Below are 18,458 nucleotides of genomic sequence, written 5' to 3'. Positions count from 1 at the left end.
TCCCCCCTCAACCCCCCACCATCCACGCCAGACCCTCTGTCAGGTCGATCGCCGGGCCCGAACGGTCGGCTCCCGCAGCATGGGCGACGCCCACGACAGGTCCCGGCCGATCGGTCGGTACTCGAAAGAGAACCTTCACGAAGGAGACCAACTCATGGCCATCAACTCCGTCCGTGCCCGGCGCACGCTGGCCCTGGCCGGGGCCGCGGGCGTTGTCGCCGCGGTGCTGTCCGTGCCGTCCCCGGCATCGGCGCACGGCGTCAGCATCATGCCCGGCTCGCGGACCAACCTGTGCTACAAGGACCTGCTCCAGAACAGCTCGACCCAGATGCCGTCCAACCCCGCCTGCGCCGACGCGGTCCGGCAGAGCGGTACCACCCCGCTCTACAACTGGTTCGCCGTCCTGGACTCCAACGCCGGTGGCAGGGGCGCGGGTTACGTCCCGGACGGGAAGCTGTGCAGTGCGGGCGACCGCAGCCCGTACAACTTCTCCGCGTACAACGCGGTCCGCACCGACTGGCCGAAGACGCATCTGACCTCGGGTGCGAACATCCAGCTCAAGTACAGCAACTGGGCCGCCCACCCGGGCAAGTTCGAGGTGTACCTCACCAAGAGCGGGTGGAGCCCCACCAAGGCCCTCGCGTGGGGCGACCTGGAGCACCTTCGGACGGTGACCAACCCGCCGCAGAACGGTGGTGTGGGCACGGACGGAGGCCACTACTACTGGAACCAGCAGTTACCGCAACGGAGCGGTCAGCACGTGCTCTTCGTCCAGTGGATCCGCTCCGACAGCCAGGAGAATTTCTTCTCCTGTTCCGACGTCGTCTTCGACGGCGGCAACGGTGAGGTCACCGGTCTGGCGGGCGGCGAGCGGTCGGCCGCCGAGGTCGAGGCGCTCGGGGCGGGCGTGGAGAACACCAAGGCCGACCCGATCCACGCCGCCGGACACACCGAACACGCCGCGGCCGGCGAGAAGCTGGCGGCCTCCAGCGACGAGTCGGCCGTCGCCGTGCCCGCGGTAGTGGCGGGCCTGGGGGCAGTCGTCTTCGCCGGTGGCGCGATGGTCTTCAACCGGGGCCGCCGGGCCAAGCAGCTCGGCTGACGGCCGAGGGCCCCGGCGCCGCCACCGGGGCCCTCTCACCGTGCACGCCGTTCACCTCGCAGCGCACTGCGTCAGCATCGTCTTCCTGTCGGCGTCGGTCACCGGCAGCTCGTACTTGGCCGCGACCTGCGCGAAGCGCACCACGTACGCGCAGCGCACCGGCTTGTTCGGCGGCAGCCAGGAGGCAGGGCCCGAGTCGCTCTTGCCGCTGTTGGTGGGGCCGTCGACGGGCAGCAGGTTCAGCGGGTCGTTCGCCAGCTGCTTCCGCTTGTCCTCGTTCCAGCGGGCCGCGCCCAGTTGCCAGCTGTAGGAGAGCGGTACCAGGTGGTCTATCTGGACCGCCGTCGCCTGCTTCTTCTTCCAGGCGATGTCCTTGCCGGTGTACGGGTCGTGCAGCGTCATCGAGACGATCACGCAGTCGGAGCCGGACTTGAACTCGATGTCCTGGCCGTCGCGTTTGAGCAGGTCGTTACGGGTGTCACAGCCGTTGCCCGCGAACGGGACGCCGTCGGCCGAGTCCATCCAGGCGTAGCCGAACTCGTCCCGTTCGTAACCGGTCTTCGGCCCGCGCCCCTTCACCGCCAGCCCCTCGATCAGCTCACGCGCCGCCGCCAGGTCCGCGTCCGAGGTGAGGGGCGCGAGACCGGGCGCGGTGCCGTCGGGGTTCTTGAGCGGGCTGGTCGCCCGCCCGTCCGGGGCGCTGCCGTCGGCGACACCCGAGCCGGCCCGGTCGACGGAATCGACCGCGTCGCACCCCGCGAGGAGTGGCGCGGCGAAAGCGACCACGAGCAGAGGCAGTACGCGGCGAGCGGCCAGGCGCGGGCGGGCGGTACGCGGAGTCGTACATCTGGGGGCGTTCACGAAGACGTTCACGAACCCAGGATCGTCGCCAGGAACTCTCCCGTCCACGACAGCAGTTCGCGTCCGACCACCGGCTTGCCACCGATCTTGCCCGCCGTCGGGCGCGGCACCAGGATCTGGTGGGCCGTCGGCTTGATCACCGTACGGGGGTGGAGCCGCTTGAGGCGCAGCTCCTGCGACTCCCTCAACTCCACCGGCGCGAAACGGATGTTGGACCCCTGGAGGACGATCTCGCCGACCCCGCACGCGCGCGCCAGCATCCGCAGGCCCGCCACCAGCAGCAGATTCTCGACCGGTTCGGGCAGCTTGCCGTACCGGTCCGTCAACTCCTCGCGTACGGCGGTGATGTCGGCCTCCGAGTTGGCGGAGGCGATCGCCCGGTACGCCTGGAGACGCAGCCGCTCGCCGGGCGCGTAGTCGTGCGGGACGTGCGCGTCGACCGGCAGCTCGATCTTGACCTCCAGCGGCGCCTCCTCCTGCACGGTGCCGTCGACGGCCGCGCGGTAGTCCGCGACGGCCTCGCCGACCATGCGTACGTACAGGTCGAAGCCGACGCCCGCGATGTGCCCGGACTGCTCGCCGCCGAGCAGATTGCCCGCGCCGCGGATCTCCAGGTCCTTCATCGCGACGTACATGCCGGCGCCCATCTCGGTGTGCTGGGCGATCGTCGCGAGGCGTTCGTGCGCGGTCTCGGTGAGCGGCTTCTCCGGCGGGTAGAGGAAGTACGCGTAGCCGCGCTCGCGGCCACGGCCCACCCGGCCGCGCAGCTGGTGGAGCTGGGAGAGACCGAAGTTGTCGCCGCGTTCGACCACCAGGGTGTTGGCGTTGGCGATGTCGATGCCGGACTCCACGATGGTCGTGGAGACGAGGACGTCGAACTTCTTCTCCCAGAAGTCCACCACGACCTGTTCCAGGGCCTGTTCTGACATCTGGCCGTGCGCGGTGGCGATCCGCGCCTCGGGGACGATCTGGCGCAGCCGCGCCGTGGCGCGGTCGATGGACTCGACGCGGTTGTGGATGTAGAAGACCTGGCCCTCGCGCAGGAGTTCACGGCGGATGGCCGCGCCGATCTGCTTCTCCTCGTACGGGCCGACGAAGGTCAGCACCGGGTGCCGCTCCTCGGGCGGGGTGGTGATGGTCGACATCTCGCGGATGCCGGTCACCGCCATCTCCAGGGTGCGCGGGATCGGGGTGGCGGACATGGTCAGCACGTCGACGTTGGCGCGGAGCTTCTTCAGCTGCTCCTTGTGCTCGACGCCGAAGCGCTGCTCCTCGTCCACGATGACCAGTCCGAGGTCCTTGAACTTCGTCTCGGAGGAGAAGAGGCGGTGCGTGCCGATGACGATGTCGACCGAGCCCTCCCGCAGCCCTTCGAGCGTGGCCTTGGCCTCCGTGTCGCTCTGGAAGCGGGACAGCGCCTTCACGACGACGGGGAACTGCGAGTAGCGCTCGGAGAAGGTGCCGAAGTGCTGCTGCACGAGCAGCGTCGTGGGGACGAGCACGGCGACCTGCTTGCCGTCCTGGACGGCCTTGAAGGCGGCGCGCACCGCGATCTCCGTCTTGCCGTAGCCGACGTCGCCGCAGATCAGCCGGTCCATCGGGACCGTCTTCTCCATGTCCTCCTTGACCTCGGCGATGGTGGAGAGCTGGTCGGGCGTCTCCACGTACGGGAACGCGTCCTCCAGCTCGCGCTGCCAGGGCGTGTCCGAGCCGAAGGCGTGGCCGGGCGCCGCCATGCGCGCGGAGTAGAGCTTGATGAGGTCGGCGGCGATCTCCTTGACCGCCTTCTTGGCGCGCTGCTTGGTCTTCGTCCAGTCGGCGCCGCCGAGCCGATGCAGGGTCGGGGCCTCGCCACCGACGTACTTGGTGACCTGTTCGAGCTGGTCGGTGGGGATGTAGAGGCGGTCGCCGGGCTGGCCGCGCTTGGCGGGGGCGTACTCGACGAGCAGGTACTCGCGCGTCGCGCCCTGGACGGTGCGCTGCACCATCTCGACGTACCGGCCGACGCCGTGCTGCTCGTGGACGATGTAGTCGCCCTGCTCCAGGGTGAGCGGGTCGATCGTCTTGCGGCGCTTGGTCGGCATCCGTACGCCGTCCTTGCCCGCGGCCTTCTGGCCGGACAGGTCGGTCTCGGTGAGGACCGCGAGGCCCAGGCCCGGGTCCACGAAGCCGTAGTCGATCGAGCCGCACGCGACGTGCACCAGCGAGGGCGTGATCTCGCCGAGGCCCTTGCCGCCGTGGGCCTCGGGGGTGTCGAGACGGGCGGGGATGCCCTCGCCGCCCAGCACCTCGACCGTACGGGCGGCGGTGCCGTGACCCTCGGTGACATAGACGGTGCGCCAGCCGTCGGCGAGCCAGCCCTTGGTGTCGGCGAGGGCGCGGGCGGTGTCGCCGCGGTACGTCTCCGGGGCGCGCATGCCCAGCTTGACGGTGTCCTCGGACAGCTCCTCGTCGGCGGCGAACGGCGCGACCGACCACCACATCATGCCCAGCTCGCGCGCCCGGTCGCGGACGTCCGCGATGCCCCACAGGGAGGCCGCGCCGACGTCGATGGGCGCCTCGCCGCCGCCGGCCCCGGCCGCCCAGGACGCCTGGAGGAACTCCTGGCTGGTGGCGACCAGGTCACCGGCGCGGGTACGGACCCGCTCGGGGTCGCAGACCAGCGTCATGGAGCCCTCGGGCAGGACGTCGAGCAGCAGCTCCATGTCGTCGACGAGGACCGGGGCCAAGGCCTCCATGCCCTCCACCGCGATGCCCTCCGCGATCTTGCCGAGCATGTCGGCCAGCTCGGGGTGCACCTCGGCGAGTGCGGCGGCCCGCTCCCGTACCTGCGGGGTGAGCAGCAGCTCACGGCAGGGCGGCGCCCACAGTCCGTGCTCGGCGACTTCGAGCGAGCGCTGGTCGGCGACCTTGAAGTAGCGGATCTCCTCGATGTCGTCGCCCCAGAACTCCACGCGCAGCGGGTGTTCCTCGGTGGGCGGGAAGACATCGAGGATGCCACCGCGTACGGCGAACTCACCGCGCTTCTCGACGAGTTCGACACGGGAGTACGCGGCGGCGGCCAGTGCCTGGGTGACCGTCCCCAGGTCCGCGCTCCCGCCACCGCGCAGCGACACGGGCTCCAGGTCGCCGAGGCCCTTGACCTGCGGCTGGAGCACGGAGCGGATGGGCGCGACGACGACGCTGACCGGCCCGGCGCCGGGGTCGTCGGCGCGGGGGTGCGCGAGCCGGCGCAGCACGGCGAGCCGGCGGCCGACGGTGTCGCTGCGGGGCGACAGGCGCTCGTGGGGCAGCGTCTCCCAGGACGGGAACTCCGCGACGGAGTCGGCGGGCAGCAGGGACCGCAGCGCGGCGGCCAGATCCTCCGCCTCCCGGCCGGTCGCGGTGACGGCGAGCACGGGCCGGCCCGCGTCGCGCGCGAGGGCGGCGACGGCGAAGGGCCTGGCGGCGGGCGGGCCGACCAGATCGACATGCATGCGATGCCCGTCGGCGGCGGCACCAACCGCTTCGGCGAGCGCCGGGTCTCGTACAACGGCGTCGAGCAGACCGTGCAGGCTCATGAAGGGTGTTTCCGTCCGGTTCCGGGGGTGGGGGTGCGCGCGGGCGGCACCGGGTGAGCAACGCGAAGGACCCGACACGTCTCACGGGCCGGGGGCCTCCAGCGTACGACCCCGCACGGACAGCCGCTCCGCGGGACGGGTGGGGGTGGGGGTGGACGAGTTGTGACGTACGCGGTCGTCACCGTGTAGTCGGCGGCGCCCGTGGGGAGACTGCCCGGAAAACCGTTCGAGGGGAAGCCGGGGATCGAGCCCGCCATGGCGTTTCGCAACCCGGCGCGCCGGGGGGACAGCGGGCAGTAACGACATGTTTGTTTCACACATTTCTACGGCACAGTTCCCTGCAAGATCAGTTACAGAGTCATGGCATTGCCTTTACTCTCTCCAGGGTCCACCAAGCCGTGCCACGAGCCCGGCGGGCCCGCACCACCAGCAGCAGCGGAGGCACCGGAGAACCCACCCCGTCCTCGGCGTGAACTGATCAAGTAGCGGAGGCCAAGTCTTGGGCGACAACGAGATGTCCGTCTTCGGCGTCTCTCCGACCGAGGAAGAGATCTACCGGCATTTTCTCCGCAATCCGGATACGTCGGCGGATGACATCCATCTGCTGGTGCACACCGAACAGCACGACGCCAAGCGCAGTCTCGACCGGCTGCGGACGCTGGGCCTGCTCCATCCCGACAGCAGCCATGAGCGGGTCTCCCCCGCCGACCCCGGCGTGGCCATCGCCCGGTTGACGGACGCGCGGCTCAACGCGCTCCACGAGGAGTTGCGGCTCGTCATGCAGGCGCGTGACCTCGTCGACGGTCTGCGCGCCGAGCAGGGGTCGCGGCTGCCGCCGGTGCAGGGCATCGAGCAGTTGGAGGGGCTGACGGAGATACGGAACCGGATCGACGACCTCGCGTTCTTCGCGCGTGACGAGATCCTGTCCGTGGAGCCGTACACGAAGCTCTCCGCCGAGAACATCGAACGGTCCCGCCCGCTGGACCTGCGATGTCTGCGGCGCGGGGTGCGCATCCGCAATGTGGTGCTCGCCGCCGCGCTCGACGACCTGCCGACCCGGGAGTATCTGCGCGAACTGGTCAAGCGCGGGGCGCAGATCCGGGTGGCCGAGAACATCACGGAGCGGATCCTGGTGTACGACGGCCGCACCGCCCTGGTGCCGGTGGACCCGCAGAACACCGCGCGCGGGGCGCTGCTGGCGCACAAGAGCGGGCTCGTCGCCAACATCATCGCCCTGTTCGAGAAGATCTGGACCGAGGCGGACGACCTGCACACCGTCACCAAGGAGAGCGCCGACGCGGTCGGCGGGCTCAGCGAGATCGAGCAGCAGGTGCTGATCTCGATGTGCACGGCGGGCAAGGACGAGGCGGGCGCCCGGGACCTGGGGATCTCGGTCCGTACGTACCGAAGACACGTGGCCGATCTGCTTCAGGCGCTCGGCGCCGCGAGCCGCGCGCAGGGCGCGTTGCTGGCCCGTGAACGGGGCTGGATCTGACGGGAGTTCACCGGGGCCGGGTCAGCGCTGCTGCGTCCAGCCCCACAGCGCCGCGTCGGCCAGGACCGCGCGGACCGCACGGTGGATGTCGGAGTCGCTCGTCGCGACGTCCCGCGCGATCCACAGTCTCACCCGGTCCCCGGCGACCTCCGCGACCTCCGGGACGCATCTCAGGTGCCGCGGCAGCAGCCCCAGCAGGCGGATGACCGTCGTCTCGGCGGACGGGGCGGCGCTGTCCTCGCGGACCGTCACCACCTCGACGTATCCGGGGGCGTTCCCGATGTCCGCGCACCCCTGCCACTGGGCCGTCATCATCAACGTGTCTCCTTGAACAGCTGCCTGGTGGCCGTCGCCATGGCCGCGATACCCGCCGGCAGGGCGGTCCGTACATCGGGGGCGAACTCCGCCGAGTGGTTGGGCGGTACCGGCCGGCCGGCCGCGCGCGCGGCGCGCCACTGGCCGGGGGACACCGTACCGACCATCCAGTATGCCGCCCGTACACCGTCGACGGCGAAGCGGGGGAAGTCCTCCGCGGCCATCGAGCCCGGCCAGTCCACCACCCGCCGGTGGCCGAACTCCCGCTCGTGGGCGGCCCGTACGGTCGCCGTCGCCGACGGGTCGGTCAACAGGGCCGGGGAGCGGGAGAGATGGGTGACGTCGGGGTCCCTGGGGCAGTCCGACGCGGCGCACTCGGCCCGTACGATCCGCTCCGCCGCCACCAGGGCCCGCGCCAGGGCCCGGTCGCTCGCCGCGCGGACGGTGATGCTCAACTCGGCGTCGTCCGGGACGACATTGCCCAGGCGGCCGGCGTGCAGGGAGCCGACGGTGAGGACGACCTGGTCGGACGGCGCCGTCTCGCGGGAGACGACCGTCTGGAGGCGCATGACGGTCGCGGCGGCGGTCACGACGGGATCGACGGTGAGCTGCGGGGTGCCGGCGTGGCCGCCGTACCCGTGGATGACGACGTCCAGCGCGGCGCTCGCCGCCATCATCGGGCCGCCCACGCCGTGCGCGAGTGTCCCGGCGGGCAGCGGCGCGGTGTGCTGGGCGAGGACGACGTCGGGGGTGCCGAACCGCTCGTAGAGACCGTCGGCGAGCAGCGCGCCCGCCCCTTCCAGAGTCTCCTCGGCGGGCTGGCCGACGACCAGCAGCGTGCCGGACCAGGTGTCCCGAGAGTCGGCGAGGAGGGTGAACGCGCCTGCCACGGCGGCGAGATGGAGGTCGTGGCCGCAGGCGTGCATGGTGCCGGGGACGGTGCTCGCGTACGCCAGGCCGGTGCGTTCGTCCACGGGCAGGGCGTCCAGTTCGGCGCGCAGCATGAGGGTGGGGCCGGGGCCGTTGCGCAGAACGCCCACGACGCCGTGTCCGCCGATGTCCCGGGTGACGGTGGCGCCCGCGCCCGCCAGGTGGGCGGCGAAGCGCGCGGCGGTACGGGACTCGGCGCCGGACAGCTCCGGGTGGGCGTGCAGTTCGAGGTACAGCTCAAGAGCGCCGCGCAGGGTGTCGTGCGGTACCGCGGCTGGTCCGCCGGACCCGGCGACCGGTTCGGCTCGGAGTGGTTCCCCGGTCAGCGCGTCGGTCATCCGCGCTCACCTCCTTGCTTCGGCGTCGTTCCTTCGTTGTTTGAGCATTCCTTGAGGTTCGAGGGTGCGGCAGGGCACGCGCACCCGGCACGCGTTCCGCTGACACCAGGTGTCAGCGGGGTGACAGCGAAAGCCGGGCCCAACTGACAGCGCCCACCGGTGAAATGGGCCCACCCCCTGGGAGCGCCGCCGGACTGGCCGGCGAAGCCCCGGATATCGAAGGAGAACCCCCATGGCCCCGAAGACCGGTCTCGCCACCCTCGCCGACGAGATCCTGGAGCTGGAGTCGGAGACCTTCGAGATCTCGGACTACTCGGACGCGTCCGAGGTCGTTCTCGCCGGTTCCACGTCGTGCTCCTCGACGTCCACCTGCTCCAGCACCACCAGCACCACCTCCTGCTCCGCCTGATCCGGCGTCGCAGACAGCACACGACCGTCGGCCTCTCCCCCGTGGGCATCACCCACCAGGGGAGGGGCCGTCGGGCGTTGCGCCCGCGGCGGCACACCCGACGGCCCGCGGCGGTACGGCCGACGGCCCGCGGCGTCACGGGAACGGATGCGGGACCGCCTTGATCGCGGACTCGGGCAGATCGTCCGGGCGCCGCCCGGCGACCCGCAGGGCCGTCCGCAGCCGGGGCATCAGCAGGGCCCGCTGCCGCGTCCAGCCGAAGTCCAGCGGCAGCAGTCCGGGCACGAGCGTGCTCACGGTGTGCAGCCCCATCCGCCGCTGCTCCGGCGTCGTCTGGTCGACGGCGATCACGTCGTAGCCCGCGCCCGCCAACTCGTCGCGCAGCAGCCGTAGATCGTCCAGCAGATCCCCGGTGCGCGGCCGGCGCGGTGCCCAGTCGGCGTACGTCTCCTCCAGTGGGCGTACGGCCGTCGGCTCCAGGTACTCCCGCGCGTGGCGCGCCATCTCCGGCAGGCCGTACAGCTGCGCGTGGTCCTTGAGGTGCAGGACCTTGCGGTAGTCGGCCGCCATCTCCCGCAGCTCACCCTCGCGTTCGGCGACCTGGTAAGGCAGGTGGGGGATGTAGGTGAGGACTTCGGAGAGCGCGGCGTCGACCGTGCCCTCCGGGTCGAAGCCGGCGGCGGCGCTGAAGGAGAGCGTGCCGAGCCCGCCGTCGCGGCGCACCGCGAGGGCCGTCACGACGGGTACGGCGAGGTCCATCCGGGTGTCGAAGGCGTGCACGTCGTAGCCGTGCAGCGCGGCCCGGTCGAGCATGGTGCGGATCGCGTCACCCGTGCACGAGCCGAGGTCGATCTCGGTGAGGTGGGCGCGGCCGTACCAGGCGAGCAGGAACGCGTCGCGTTCGATCAGCTCCAGCAGCCCGAAGAGGATCGCCTCCTCCAGACTCCCGCCGGTGGCACAGCCGTTGGAGCACTCGAAGACGAAGTTGTCGGCGTCGACGCCCGCGCTGTAGTGCGCCAGGCGCGCGGGGATCAGGATCGGGCGCTCGTCGCGCAGCGAGTGGCCCCACACCCAGGGGATCGGCCGGTCCGGGTCGAACGGGCTGACCAGGTGGTCCTTCTCGTACGTATCGTCCGCGTAGAAGCCGCGGTCCGCCGGGTTCAGCGCGTCTGCGGCGAGGTTGTTGTACGAGTCGACGACCGGGGAGGTGCCACGGCGCCGATGGGTGCCCGCGTACCGCTCAAGTCCCTCCAGATAGGCCAGGGTCCGGCTGGTGGAGTAGCTGTTGGCCTGGCCGCTCCAGGTGACGTCGTTGAGTCCGGCGTAACCGCGGACGAAGTTGGTGCCGGCGACGGGGGCGGTCGTCGTGGACGTCGGGTTGATCCAGGTGTCCGAACCGAGCGTGCCGCAGACGGGGTTGGCGAGCGCGGCGGTCGGCAGCGGGTACGCGCCGAGCGGGCGCAGCCGGTAGCCGTCCGGATCCGGCTTGGGCGTGGCGACGAGGTCCATGCGCGCGGCGTCGGCGGTGTCGGGGCGCGGGGGGACGCAGGACGGGCAGAGCGGTTCGGGCAGCAGCGGGAAGGTCGCGGCGGCCAGCGTGCCGAGGTCGATCCGGGTGACCTGGGGCAGTTCGCGGTCGGGGGCGCCGGTGGCGGGCGGGGTCGACCTCCCGGTGTGGACGGCGAGATGGGCCGCCCAGACGGCGTCCACCGCGTAGTCGGTGAGCAGCGGCCAGTCGGCGGCGCCGTGCGGCTGGTGGCCCAGCTCCAGCGCCTCGCGCTCGGAGCGGCTGCGCAGCCGCTGCCAGCGCATGGCGAGGCACTGCCCGCAGGCGGCGGTGCCGGTGTCGGCGCCACCCCACGGGCCGACGAGAACCGCCCGCGCGGTGAGCTGGACGTTGGCGCGCGGACGCAGGGCGGCGTACGGGTCCGGGAGCCCGAAGCCGAGGACGTCGGCGGCGCCGAGCGGCACCACCAGCGGGGCGGGCACCCGCGCCGTACCGGCGGCGGCGGCCTCGAACCGTACGGTCAGGGCCTGTTGCAGACGGGCGCGGCCACGCTCCAGGGGTGCGCCGTCGGCGAGGGCCACAGCCGCCCCCGCCTCCGTTCCGGTGACGGCCGTCGGCCCGGTGGCTGTCGTCATGACTGGTCGCTCCAGCGGAAGGTCTTCAGCGCGACCGCGCCGAAGACGACGGCGAAGGCGGTGATGCCGCCGCAGGCCACCAGGATGTCGCCGCCGCCCCCGTCACCGGTGATGGCGGCGGAGATGCCGTCGTTGAAGTAGCGCAGCGGCAGGACCAGCGAGACGTTCTGCATCCAGCCGGGCATGGCGTCGAGCGGGAAGAACGACCCGGACAGGAACGCCATCGGCACCATCAGACAGTTGGCGACGGCGGCGACCGCCTCCGGGGTCCTGGCGAACGAGCCGACGATCACGCCGACGGCGAGGAACGCGGTGATGCCGAGGAACAGCACGGGCAGCGCAAGCGGCCAGCTCCCGGCCGGTTCGAGGCCGAAGAACGGCAGCATCGCGACGAGCACGAACATCGCGGCCTGCACGGTGCCGATGCCGAGCGCCAGGACGTAGCGCGAACCGAGGATCGTGGGCAGCGGGGTCGGCGTCATCCGGATCAGCCGCAGGATGTCGTCGCGGCGCCACTGCATGATGACGAACCCGACGCCGAAGACTGCGGCGTTGGCGACACCCCACGACAGGACGCCAGGGGCGATGTAGTTGATGTAGGGGCGTCCGCTCTCCTCGACGGTCATGCCGTGGAAGATCAGACCGAAGACGATCAGGAAGAGGAGGGGGAAGGCGAACGTGAAGAACAGGGTGGTCTTGTCGCGCGTGTACGCCTTGAAACCGGCCTGGCTCAGCGCGGAGTAGGCGCTCATGGCGCGCGGTCGCGTCGCGGGCGTGGGTGCGGGCGTGGGTGCGGGCGTCGTGGTGCTCATCGTCGGTGCTCCGTCTCTCGGTGCTCGGTCGCGCGTCGTGTGTCGTGTGTCGTGCTCGGCTACGCCTGCGGCTGAGGCTGGGACGGCGACGGTGCGGGCGACTGCGGCTGCGCGCTGCCGGTCAGTTCGAGGTACACGTCCTCCAGGCTGGCGGTCCGTGTCTGTACGCCGTGCAGTCCCGCGAGCGCGTCGACCGCCGACAGGACCGGCCCCGAATCCTCGGTCTCCAGCACCACCGAGTCGCCGTCCACGGAGGCCCGCACCACTCCGGGGATGGCCTGCGCGTCGGCGAGCGAGAGCCGGTCGGCGGGGACCAGCAGCCGGGTCAGCGCGCTGCTGGCGGCGACGAGCCGGCCGGGCGAGTCCAGCGCGACGATCTTGCCGTCGATGAGGATCGCGACACGGTCGCAGAGCGCCTCGGCCTCGTCCAGATGGTGTGTGGTGTAGACGATGGTCCGCCCGGCGCCCTTGAGCGCGCGCAGCACGTCCCACAGCGCGCGGCGCGCCTGCGGGTCGAGCGCGGCGGTCGGCTCGTCCAGGAAGATCAGTTCGGGGTCGTGGACGAGCGCGGACGCGATGGCCAGGCGCTGGCGCTGACCGCCGGAGAGGTCGTCCACGCGGACGTCGCCCTGCTCGGTGAGGCCGACGGCGGCCAGTGAGCGTTCGGCCGCCTCGCCGTCGGCCCGGTAGAGCGCGGCCACCGTCGAGAGGTGCTCGCGCGCCGTGAGCCGTACGAAGAAGGCCGACGCCTGGGTCTGGACGCCGAGCCGGGGCAGCAGTTCGGGGTCGCGCGGCCAGGGGTGCCGGCCGAGGACGGTGACCGAGCCGGAGTCCGGTCGGCGCAGGCCCTCCATGATCTCGACCAGGGTCGTCTTGCCCGCGCCGTTGGGGCCGAGCAGACCGAAGAACTCGCCGCGCGGGACGGTCAGCGAGATGCCGTCGACCGCGTACTTCTCCCCGTACCGCTTGTGGATCGTGTCGAGGACGACGGCGGGGCTGTCGGTCGGGTCGTCGGTGGAGTTCGGGGTGGGCGTGGGGGTCATGCGGGTCTCCCTGAAACGGACGGCGTGCGGGGTGGGGCGGCTTACGTGGCCAGGAGGTGGACGAGCAGCGCGAGGACGGCCGCGACGATCCCGGCGAGGACGAGGAACGAGCCGAGGGTGTAGGTGAGATAGGCGGTACGGGCCCGGCGCGGGTACGCCTTCGCCGCCGGATCGCGGCGCACGGCCAGGCGCACGTACTCCCGGCTGGACGCGGCGAGCGCCGTCGCGCCGTACAGCTGCGCGACGATCTTGTATCCGTCGAGCGGCGGGAGGGGTACGAGCATGGCCAGCGCCTGCACACTGCCCAGGAGCAGCAGCCCGGCGAGCGCGTCGCCGGTGGCGTCGTCCACCGGGAGGAACAGCCACGCCGCGCAGAACGGCAGCAGGACGGCCAGGTTCATCACGGCGCCCGCGACGGCTGTCGCGATGCGGTCCCGGCGGGTGTGCAGATACTGGTAGTTGTCGACCGTGCAGTACATGATCACGACGGGCAGGCGCCAGCGCAGTCCGATCTCGGCGACCTGCCCGCCGTAGCGTCTCGCCACCACCCCGTGGGCCAGCTCGTGCAGCGCCGTGCTGAACCAGAGCAGCGCGGCGGCGCCGGCGAGCAGGACCGGGTTGGTGAAGAGCGTCGCCGCGCCGTCGACGAGTTCGCCGAGGCGCGCGACGGCCACCACCTCCATGGCGGTGATCAGCAGGAGCAGCGGGATCATGAAGGGCGCGGCGAGCAGGAACCCGACGGCGCGGTGCAGGCGTTCGGCCGTCGCGTCGGCGTCGGCGACCAGCGGGAGGGTGCCGCGCAGCAGGGTGCGCGCGGGCTTCGGCGGCTCCTCGGCGGGCGGGGCGGCGGGGCCGTCCGCGAGCAGCCCCCTGGTGCCGAGCATGGCCAGCAGCTGCTGCCAGTTGGCGTCGCCGAGGCGCTTGCCGTACTCCGCCGCGTACTGCTCGCCCAGCTCGTCCAGAGCGCGGGTGCCGTCCATGCGCGCCATCAGGAAGTGTTCCTTGACCCCGACCTCGTACGACTTGCCGCTGCGCGGGTCCTTGACGAGGTGCACGGTCCGGGGGCCGAGCAGCAGCGCGTCGCTGACCAGCACCTCGGGGCGCAGACACGGCCGGTACCTGTCGGTCGGGGCCCGGTCCGTGGGGGCGGTCATGGCGTGGTCACCGCCGACTGCGCAGCCGCCGGGGCCACGGACTCCCGGAGGGTCCGGCCCAGTACGTGCGACAGATAGGCCTCGTCGCGGATGGTGACGTGCAGCCGGTTGTTCGTCATATGCATGTACGGGGAGAGCAGCAGCGGCAGCGCGACCGCCGGGTCCGTCACCCGCTCGTCGCGCTCCCCGTCCCAGGACCGGAAGACCAGGTCGCCGTCGAGCGTCAGCTTCCGTGCCCGCTCGTTCAGTTCGGCGCAGTGCTCCGCCCAGCCCGCGAGGAAGCCGGGCAGCCTGCCGGGCTCACCGGCGCCGACGGCGGCCCTGACGCGGGCGAAGTGGCTGGTGAGGCCGGGGGCCATCGCCGCGTAGTTCTTGTCGTACTCGACGGTGCCGATGAAGCCGGTGCCGGGGAACGCCGTGTGCCAGAACTGGTAGTAGCTCTCCAGGTACTCGGTCAGCTCCTGGTCGCCCGGCAGGAACGTCCCCGACATGACCATCATCAGCTGCGCGGACGTGCCGAGCAGCACCGTGCGCAGATGCAGGTTCTTGGTGCGCAGCGCCTCGATGACCAGATCGCTGGAGTGCCTGAAGTGCCACTCGGCCAGCTCGATCCCGGCGGGGCCGCCGTACTTGCCGTACTCCGGCTCGTACGGTTCGGCGCTGCGCGAGTTGTTGGGGCGCAGATTCATCCGGCCCTGGTCGTCCATGTAGTGGCCGCGCTCGCTGCCGGGGAACTCGATCTCGAACAGCGTGTTGTAGAAGTCGTTGAGGAAGCCGGAGTCGACCTCGTACAGCGCGGGGCGCCCGGCCAGGAAGGCGTCGACGGCCTGCTCGGTGCGGGCGCGCACGGCGGGTGCCACGGACTCGTCGACGGGCTTGAGGCGCAGGCGGATGTGCGGGCCTTCGAGCCAGTAGTTCATGAAGAAGTAGTTGTCGATGAGCCCTTCCGCCGTCAGCTCGGCGACGAGCGGGCGCACGCACTGGAGCAGGAAGGGCCGGGGGTTGGCGGCGTAGAAGACGTGCGTGGCCTGCCAGTTGCCGTCGGCGGTCATCGGGCGTCCCTTCGTGCGGAGTCGGCGGACACGAGGCCCGCGGGAGTGGTCTCGGGCCGGCCGGCGGGAGTGGCCGGGGCCCGGCCGGCCAGGGTTTCCACGGCCAGCTCGCTGACATGGCGGCCCCGTTCGGACACGGCGTGCAGCCCGTCCTCGTCGGGGAGCATCTCGCGGAACACGACCCGTGCCCCGTCCGTCTTGAGCAGCGCTTCGAACGCGGTGAGCGAGAGCGGGCTGTCGAAGTCCAGGTACTGCGGCTTCGCGCCCGTCGCGCCGCGCGCCCCGCTGTCCGACACGGTCACGAAGACCCGGTCGGGCAGCCCGGTCGCGCGCCGGAAGCGGTGCCAGCCGAGGAACCACTCGTCGTCGGCGACACCCGGCGCGAGCAGCGGCAGTTCGGCGGCGGGCGCGCTCCAGCTGCGCCTGCTCAGTACGACGCTGCCGTGCCGCACGCGCGGCCTGCGGGTGACACCGCCCACCGCCTCGCCCTCCGGCACCCCGCCCCACACGTTGAGCGGGGACATCGAGGTGGGCGACAGGAGCAGCAGGGTACGGGGCAGTTCGGGCAGGGCGAGCGGCACGAGATAGCCGAGATAGACGGGGACGACCTCCCGGCCGAGCCGCTTCGAGCGCAGCACCAGCCGGTCGGCGCCGTTGTCGTCGACGGCGTGCTCGATGAACAGGTCGTCGAGGTGGATCCGGCAGTCCTCGGGCAGCGTGCCGCTCTCGCCGGGGCAGACGATCTCGTACTCGGTGAGCCGCCCGTGCAGATTGAGATTGCTGGTGACGGGGCCGCCGGTGACCTCGGCGAACACCGCGCCCGGCGGCTGCACCTGGGCCGCGCCCGCCAGCAGGGCGGTGTCGAGTCCCTCGAAGCACTGGGTGAAGCGGCTGAAGGGGAAGGACAGACCGCCGTACGAGCGGTTGAGGACGACCAGCGGGTCGTGCCGGCGGTCGGCGAGCTGGATGTGGTGGCTCATGGGCGCGAACGCCGGTGCCGCCGGGGCGAGTTCGGTGGCGATGTCGGCGAGGAAGCCGGTGTCGAGGTCGATCTCGTCGCGGTCGCCGTCCGTGGACCAGAGCGCGCGCATCCGCTCGATGAACATCTGCCGCGCCGTGTCGATCGCCTTGAGCTGCGGCAGTCCGAGCCAGTTCACCTCGGGCACGTACTGCCCGTCGGCGTCGAAGGGCGTACGGCTGGCGGTGAACGTCATGTACTGGTCGAAGAAGTCCTCGTGGAAGTCGTGGACCAGCTTGAGCAGATCGTCGCAGCGCCCGCCCTGTCCGTATCGGGCCAGGAAGTACCCCTTGAACGTTACGCGTTGGGGGAGCGTCAGGTCGAAGGCGGGCAGCACGCTCTCCACCCGGCCGAGCGGCGCGGCCGTCAGCGCGCGCCAGGCGTGGAGGTCCATCGTCGTCCCGCGTCCGGCCGCCGCGTCCTCGTACAGCAGGGTCCGCGGCACGCGGGCCTTCTCGGCGCCGAGCTCCGACTGGATGTCCTGGAGCGTGGTCCGGAGCGCGGCGAGCACCTCGCGGCGCTCGGCGGGCTCCGCCCCGGCGAACCGGTCGGTCAGCGCGACCGCCCCGTCCAGCCGCCCGGCCAGCTCCATGGCCCATGGCCGGCCCAGCTCACGCAGGGAGCGCTGGAAGGCACGCAGCGGGTCGGTGTCATGCACAGCCGTGCGCAGCGCGGGTACTTGGACCATGCCCAGGTCCAGGAGGGCGGCGAGATACTGCTCCGCCTCCTCCGCGTCCGCCTGCGCGTCGTCGGCCAGCCACGCGGCCAACTCGCCGTAGCGCAGGACGGGGTGCTCCTCGAAGAAGTCGAGCAGCCGCTCCAGCGTGCCGCTGCGGCGCAGGAAGAACAGCCGGTCCTTCACCGCGTCGAAGGTCACGGCCGTGTCGTCGTCGCCGGTGGTGACCCAGCGGCGTACGTAACGCACCCGGTCGTCGTCCCTGCCCCAGCCGGAGGCGGGGGCGACGGGCAGATCCGCGCGGCGCACGGGGTCGGCGATCACGCACTCGGCGAGGCGGCCGAGCGCGACGACGTTGACCCGCGCGTGACCGGTCCACTTCCCGCCGACCCACACCTCGAAGCCGTCCCCGACCTCTTCCTCCTCGAACTCGCCGAGCGCGACCCCGGTGAACGTCGAGAACGGGCTGGTCTTGCAGACGGTGCGGTAGAGGTACGACAGCAGCGACCGCTCGATCTTCCTGCGCCGCTTGTCGGGTTTGGTGTCGTGACGGCCGTCCGCGCCCTGCCGGACGAAGGCGTCGATCTGCGCGTCGAGCGTCGGCGAGGCCAGCAGCAGCCCCTTGCGCAGCCGCTCCTCCCCCGCGATCCCACGGAGCGCGGCGCGCGCGCCGGCGCTCTCGCCCGCGAGCAACTCGACGCCCTCGGCGCGCAGTTCGGCCAGCTCCCGCCGGTCGAGCAGCCAGCGCGACAGGGCTTCGCCCGTCGCCGCGTCGCGCCCGGCGACCAGCGCGAGTGCGGCGCCGGGCCGTGCGGGCAGCCGGTTGTTGAAGACCTCGCGGCGCAGCTTCAGCAGCGCGCGCCGGTCCTCGGCCTCACCGGGCGCGGCGTCCGCGCCGTCGCCGGTGCGGCCGACGAGGTCGTGCAGCAGATCGCCGACGCGCTCCCCCGCGGCCCGCAGCCGCTCCTCCTCGGCGAGCACGGTCTCCGCCCAGCGGCGGCTCGCCGGGCAGCGCAGTGCGCGCACGGTCTCGATCGGCAGCCCGGCGACGCGCAGCATGAACGCGCGTCTCGGATCCTGGTCGTGCGAGTGGTACGCCTGGTCAGGCATGCCTGTTCCCCTTGGAGTAGTTCATCGGCTCAGGCGATCTCGTACCGGAAGTCGGCGGGGGCGGGGCGCTCGTTGCCGATCATCATGATCAGGAGCGGGGCCTCGCCGGTGGCGTCGAGTCCCAGCTCCTCGATGTACGAGACGTTGTCGAAGCCGAGGGCGACGCCGCAGCCCAGTTCCAGCGCGCTGCACGCGGTGTAGACGGACTGGGCGACGGCGCCGATGGTGGCGTTGACGAGGCGGTAGCCGCGGTCGCCGACGGCGTCGAGGACGGCGGAGGTACGGACGGTGGGCACGAGGACGGCGCCCGCCTGCTCCAGGTTGTAGTTGGAGAGGAAGTAGTTGCGCTGGAGGAACTCGCCGGGGCGGCCCGCCTTGACCAGCCGCAGCTCCCGGGCGTCGGGGGCCTGGAGCCCGGGGCCTACGAGTACGACCCCGACG

General features: G+C 71.8%; 14 protein-coding genes. 3 read left to right on the top strand and 11 right to left on the bottom strand.

Translation table 11 applies throughout. The features are described from left to right. Positions 1–154: 154 nt before the first annotated feature. On the top strand, positions 155–1,102 hold the full coding sequence (locus tag BHU15_RS19515; RefSeq protein WP_069628357.1) for a lytic polysaccharide monooxygenase auxiliary activity family 9 protein: 948 nt from the start codon (positions 155–157) through the stop codon (positions 1,100–1,102). Positions 1,103–1,153: 51 nt separating this feature from the next. On the opposite strand, the gene BHU15_RS19510 is transcribed toward BHU15_RS19515, so the two are convergent. Together BHU15_RS19510 and mfd are read right to left on the bottom strand one after the other, a co-directional pair. After that, a complete protein-coding gene (locus BHU15_RS19510) occupies positions 1,154–1,918 on the bottom strand; it encodes an HNH endonuclease family protein (RefSeq protein WP_069628361.1) in 765 nt (254 codons plus the stop codon). A gap of 53 nt (positions 1,919–1,971) precedes the next feature. Further along, a complete protein-coding gene (gene mfd, locus BHU15_RS19505) occupies positions 1,972–5,523 on the bottom strand; it encodes a transcription-repair coupling factor (protein WP_069628356.1) in 3,552 nt (1,183 codons plus the stop codon). 514 nt (positions 5,524–6,037) lie between these two features. Between mfd and BHU15_RS19500 the strand changes: the two genes are divergently transcribed. Continuing rightward, on the top strand, positions 6,038–7,018 hold the full coding sequence (locus tag BHU15_RS19500; protein ID WP_031231296.1) for a helix-turn-helix domain-containing protein: 981 nt from the start codon (positions 6,038–6,040) through the stop codon (positions 7,016–7,018). A 21-nt stretch (positions 7,019–7,039) separates the two neighbouring features. Here the strand turns inward: BHU15_RS19500 and BHU15_RS19495 are convergent, their stop codons facing one another. Together BHU15_RS19495 and BHU15_RS19490 are read right to left on the bottom strand one after the other, a co-directional pair. Next, positions 7,040–7,333 (bottom strand): MBT domain-containing protein, encoded by a 294-nt coding sequence (locus tag BHU15_RS19495; RefSeq protein WP_247748461.1) that lies wholly within the window; start codon positions 7,331–7,333, stop codon positions 7,040–7,042. Next, positions 7,333–8,601, bottom strand: a complete 1,269-nt coding sequence (locus BHU15_RS19490) for an amidohydrolase (RefSeq protein ID WP_079128248.1) — start codon at positions 8,599–8,601, stop codon at positions 7,333–7,335. Before BHU15_RS19490 ends, BHU15_RS19495 begins: the two co-directional genes overlap by 1 nt. 232 nt (positions 8,602–8,833) lie before the next feature. On the opposite strand from BHU15_RS19490, the gene BHU15_RS19485 reads away from it, so the two are divergent. After that, entirely contained in the window at positions 8,834–9,010 is a 177-nt protein-coding gene (locus tag BHU15_RS19485; RefSeq protein WP_069628355.1) for a thiazolylpeptide-type bacteriocin, read from the top strand. Between the two features lie 135 nt (positions 9,011–9,145). Here the strand turns inward: BHU15_RS19485 and BHU15_RS19480 are convergent, their stop codons facing one another. The 7 genes from BHU15_RS19480 to BHU15_RS19450 all read right to left on the bottom strand — a co-directional run. Further along, on the bottom strand, positions 9,146–11,152 hold the full coding sequence (locus BHU15_RS19480; protein ID WP_079128247.1) for a TOMM precursor leader peptide-binding protein: 2,007 nt from the start codon (positions 11,150–11,152) through the stop codon (positions 9,146–9,148). Then, positions 11,149–11,904 (bottom strand): ABC transporter permease, encoded by a 756-nt coding sequence (locus BHU15_RS19475; RefSeq protein WP_069628354.1) that lies wholly within the window; start codon positions 11,902–11,904, stop codon positions 11,149–11,151. Before BHU15_RS19475 ends, BHU15_RS19480 begins: the two co-directional genes overlap by 4 nt. A gap of 119 nt (positions 11,905–12,023) precedes the next feature. Beyond that, positions 12,024–13,007, bottom strand: coding sequence for an ABC transporter ATP-binding protein (locus tag BHU15_RS19470; RefSeq protein ID WP_069628353.1), 984 nt, complete (start codon positions 13,005–13,007; stop codon positions 12,024–12,026). 41 nt (positions 13,008–13,048) lie between these two features. Next, positions 13,049–14,161, bottom strand: a complete 1,113-nt coding sequence (locus BHU15_RS19465) for a M50 family metallopeptidase (RefSeq protein ID WP_069628352.1) — start codon at positions 14,159–14,161, stop codon at positions 13,049–13,051. Beyond that, positions 14,158–15,213, bottom strand: a complete 1,056-nt coding sequence (locus BHU15_RS19460; RefSeq protein WP_069628351.1) for a lantibiotic dehydratase C-terminal domain-containing protein — start codon at positions 15,211–15,213, stop codon at positions 14,158–14,160. Before BHU15_RS19460 ends, BHU15_RS19465 begins: the two co-directional genes overlap by 4 nt. Further along, the gene (locus BHU15_RS19455) at positions 15,210–18,017 is read right to left on the bottom strand and encodes a lantibiotic dehydratase (RefSeq protein WP_069628350.1); all 2,808 of its coding nucleotides are present in this window, start codon (positions 18,015–18,017) and stop codon (positions 15,210–15,212) included. The genes BHU15_RS19460 and BHU15_RS19455 overlap by 4 nt, the downstream gene beginning before the upstream one ends. A 29-nt stretch (positions 18,018–18,046) precedes the next feature. Then, positions 18,047–18,458: nitroreductase family protein (locus BHU15_RS19450; RefSeq protein WP_171908398.1), on the bottom strand; the 412-nt coding region annotated here is incomplete at its 5' end.

It is taken from the genome of Streptomyces niveus, from assembly GCF_001723055.1.
In the GTDB taxonomy this organism is placed as follows: domain Bacteria; phylum Actinomycetota; class Actinomycetes; order Streptomycetales; family Streptomycetaceae; genus Streptomyces; species Streptomyces niveus.
The sequence above is the reverse complement of the archived record's forward strand: the minus strand, read 5'-3'. Positions and strand labels throughout refer to the sequence as shown.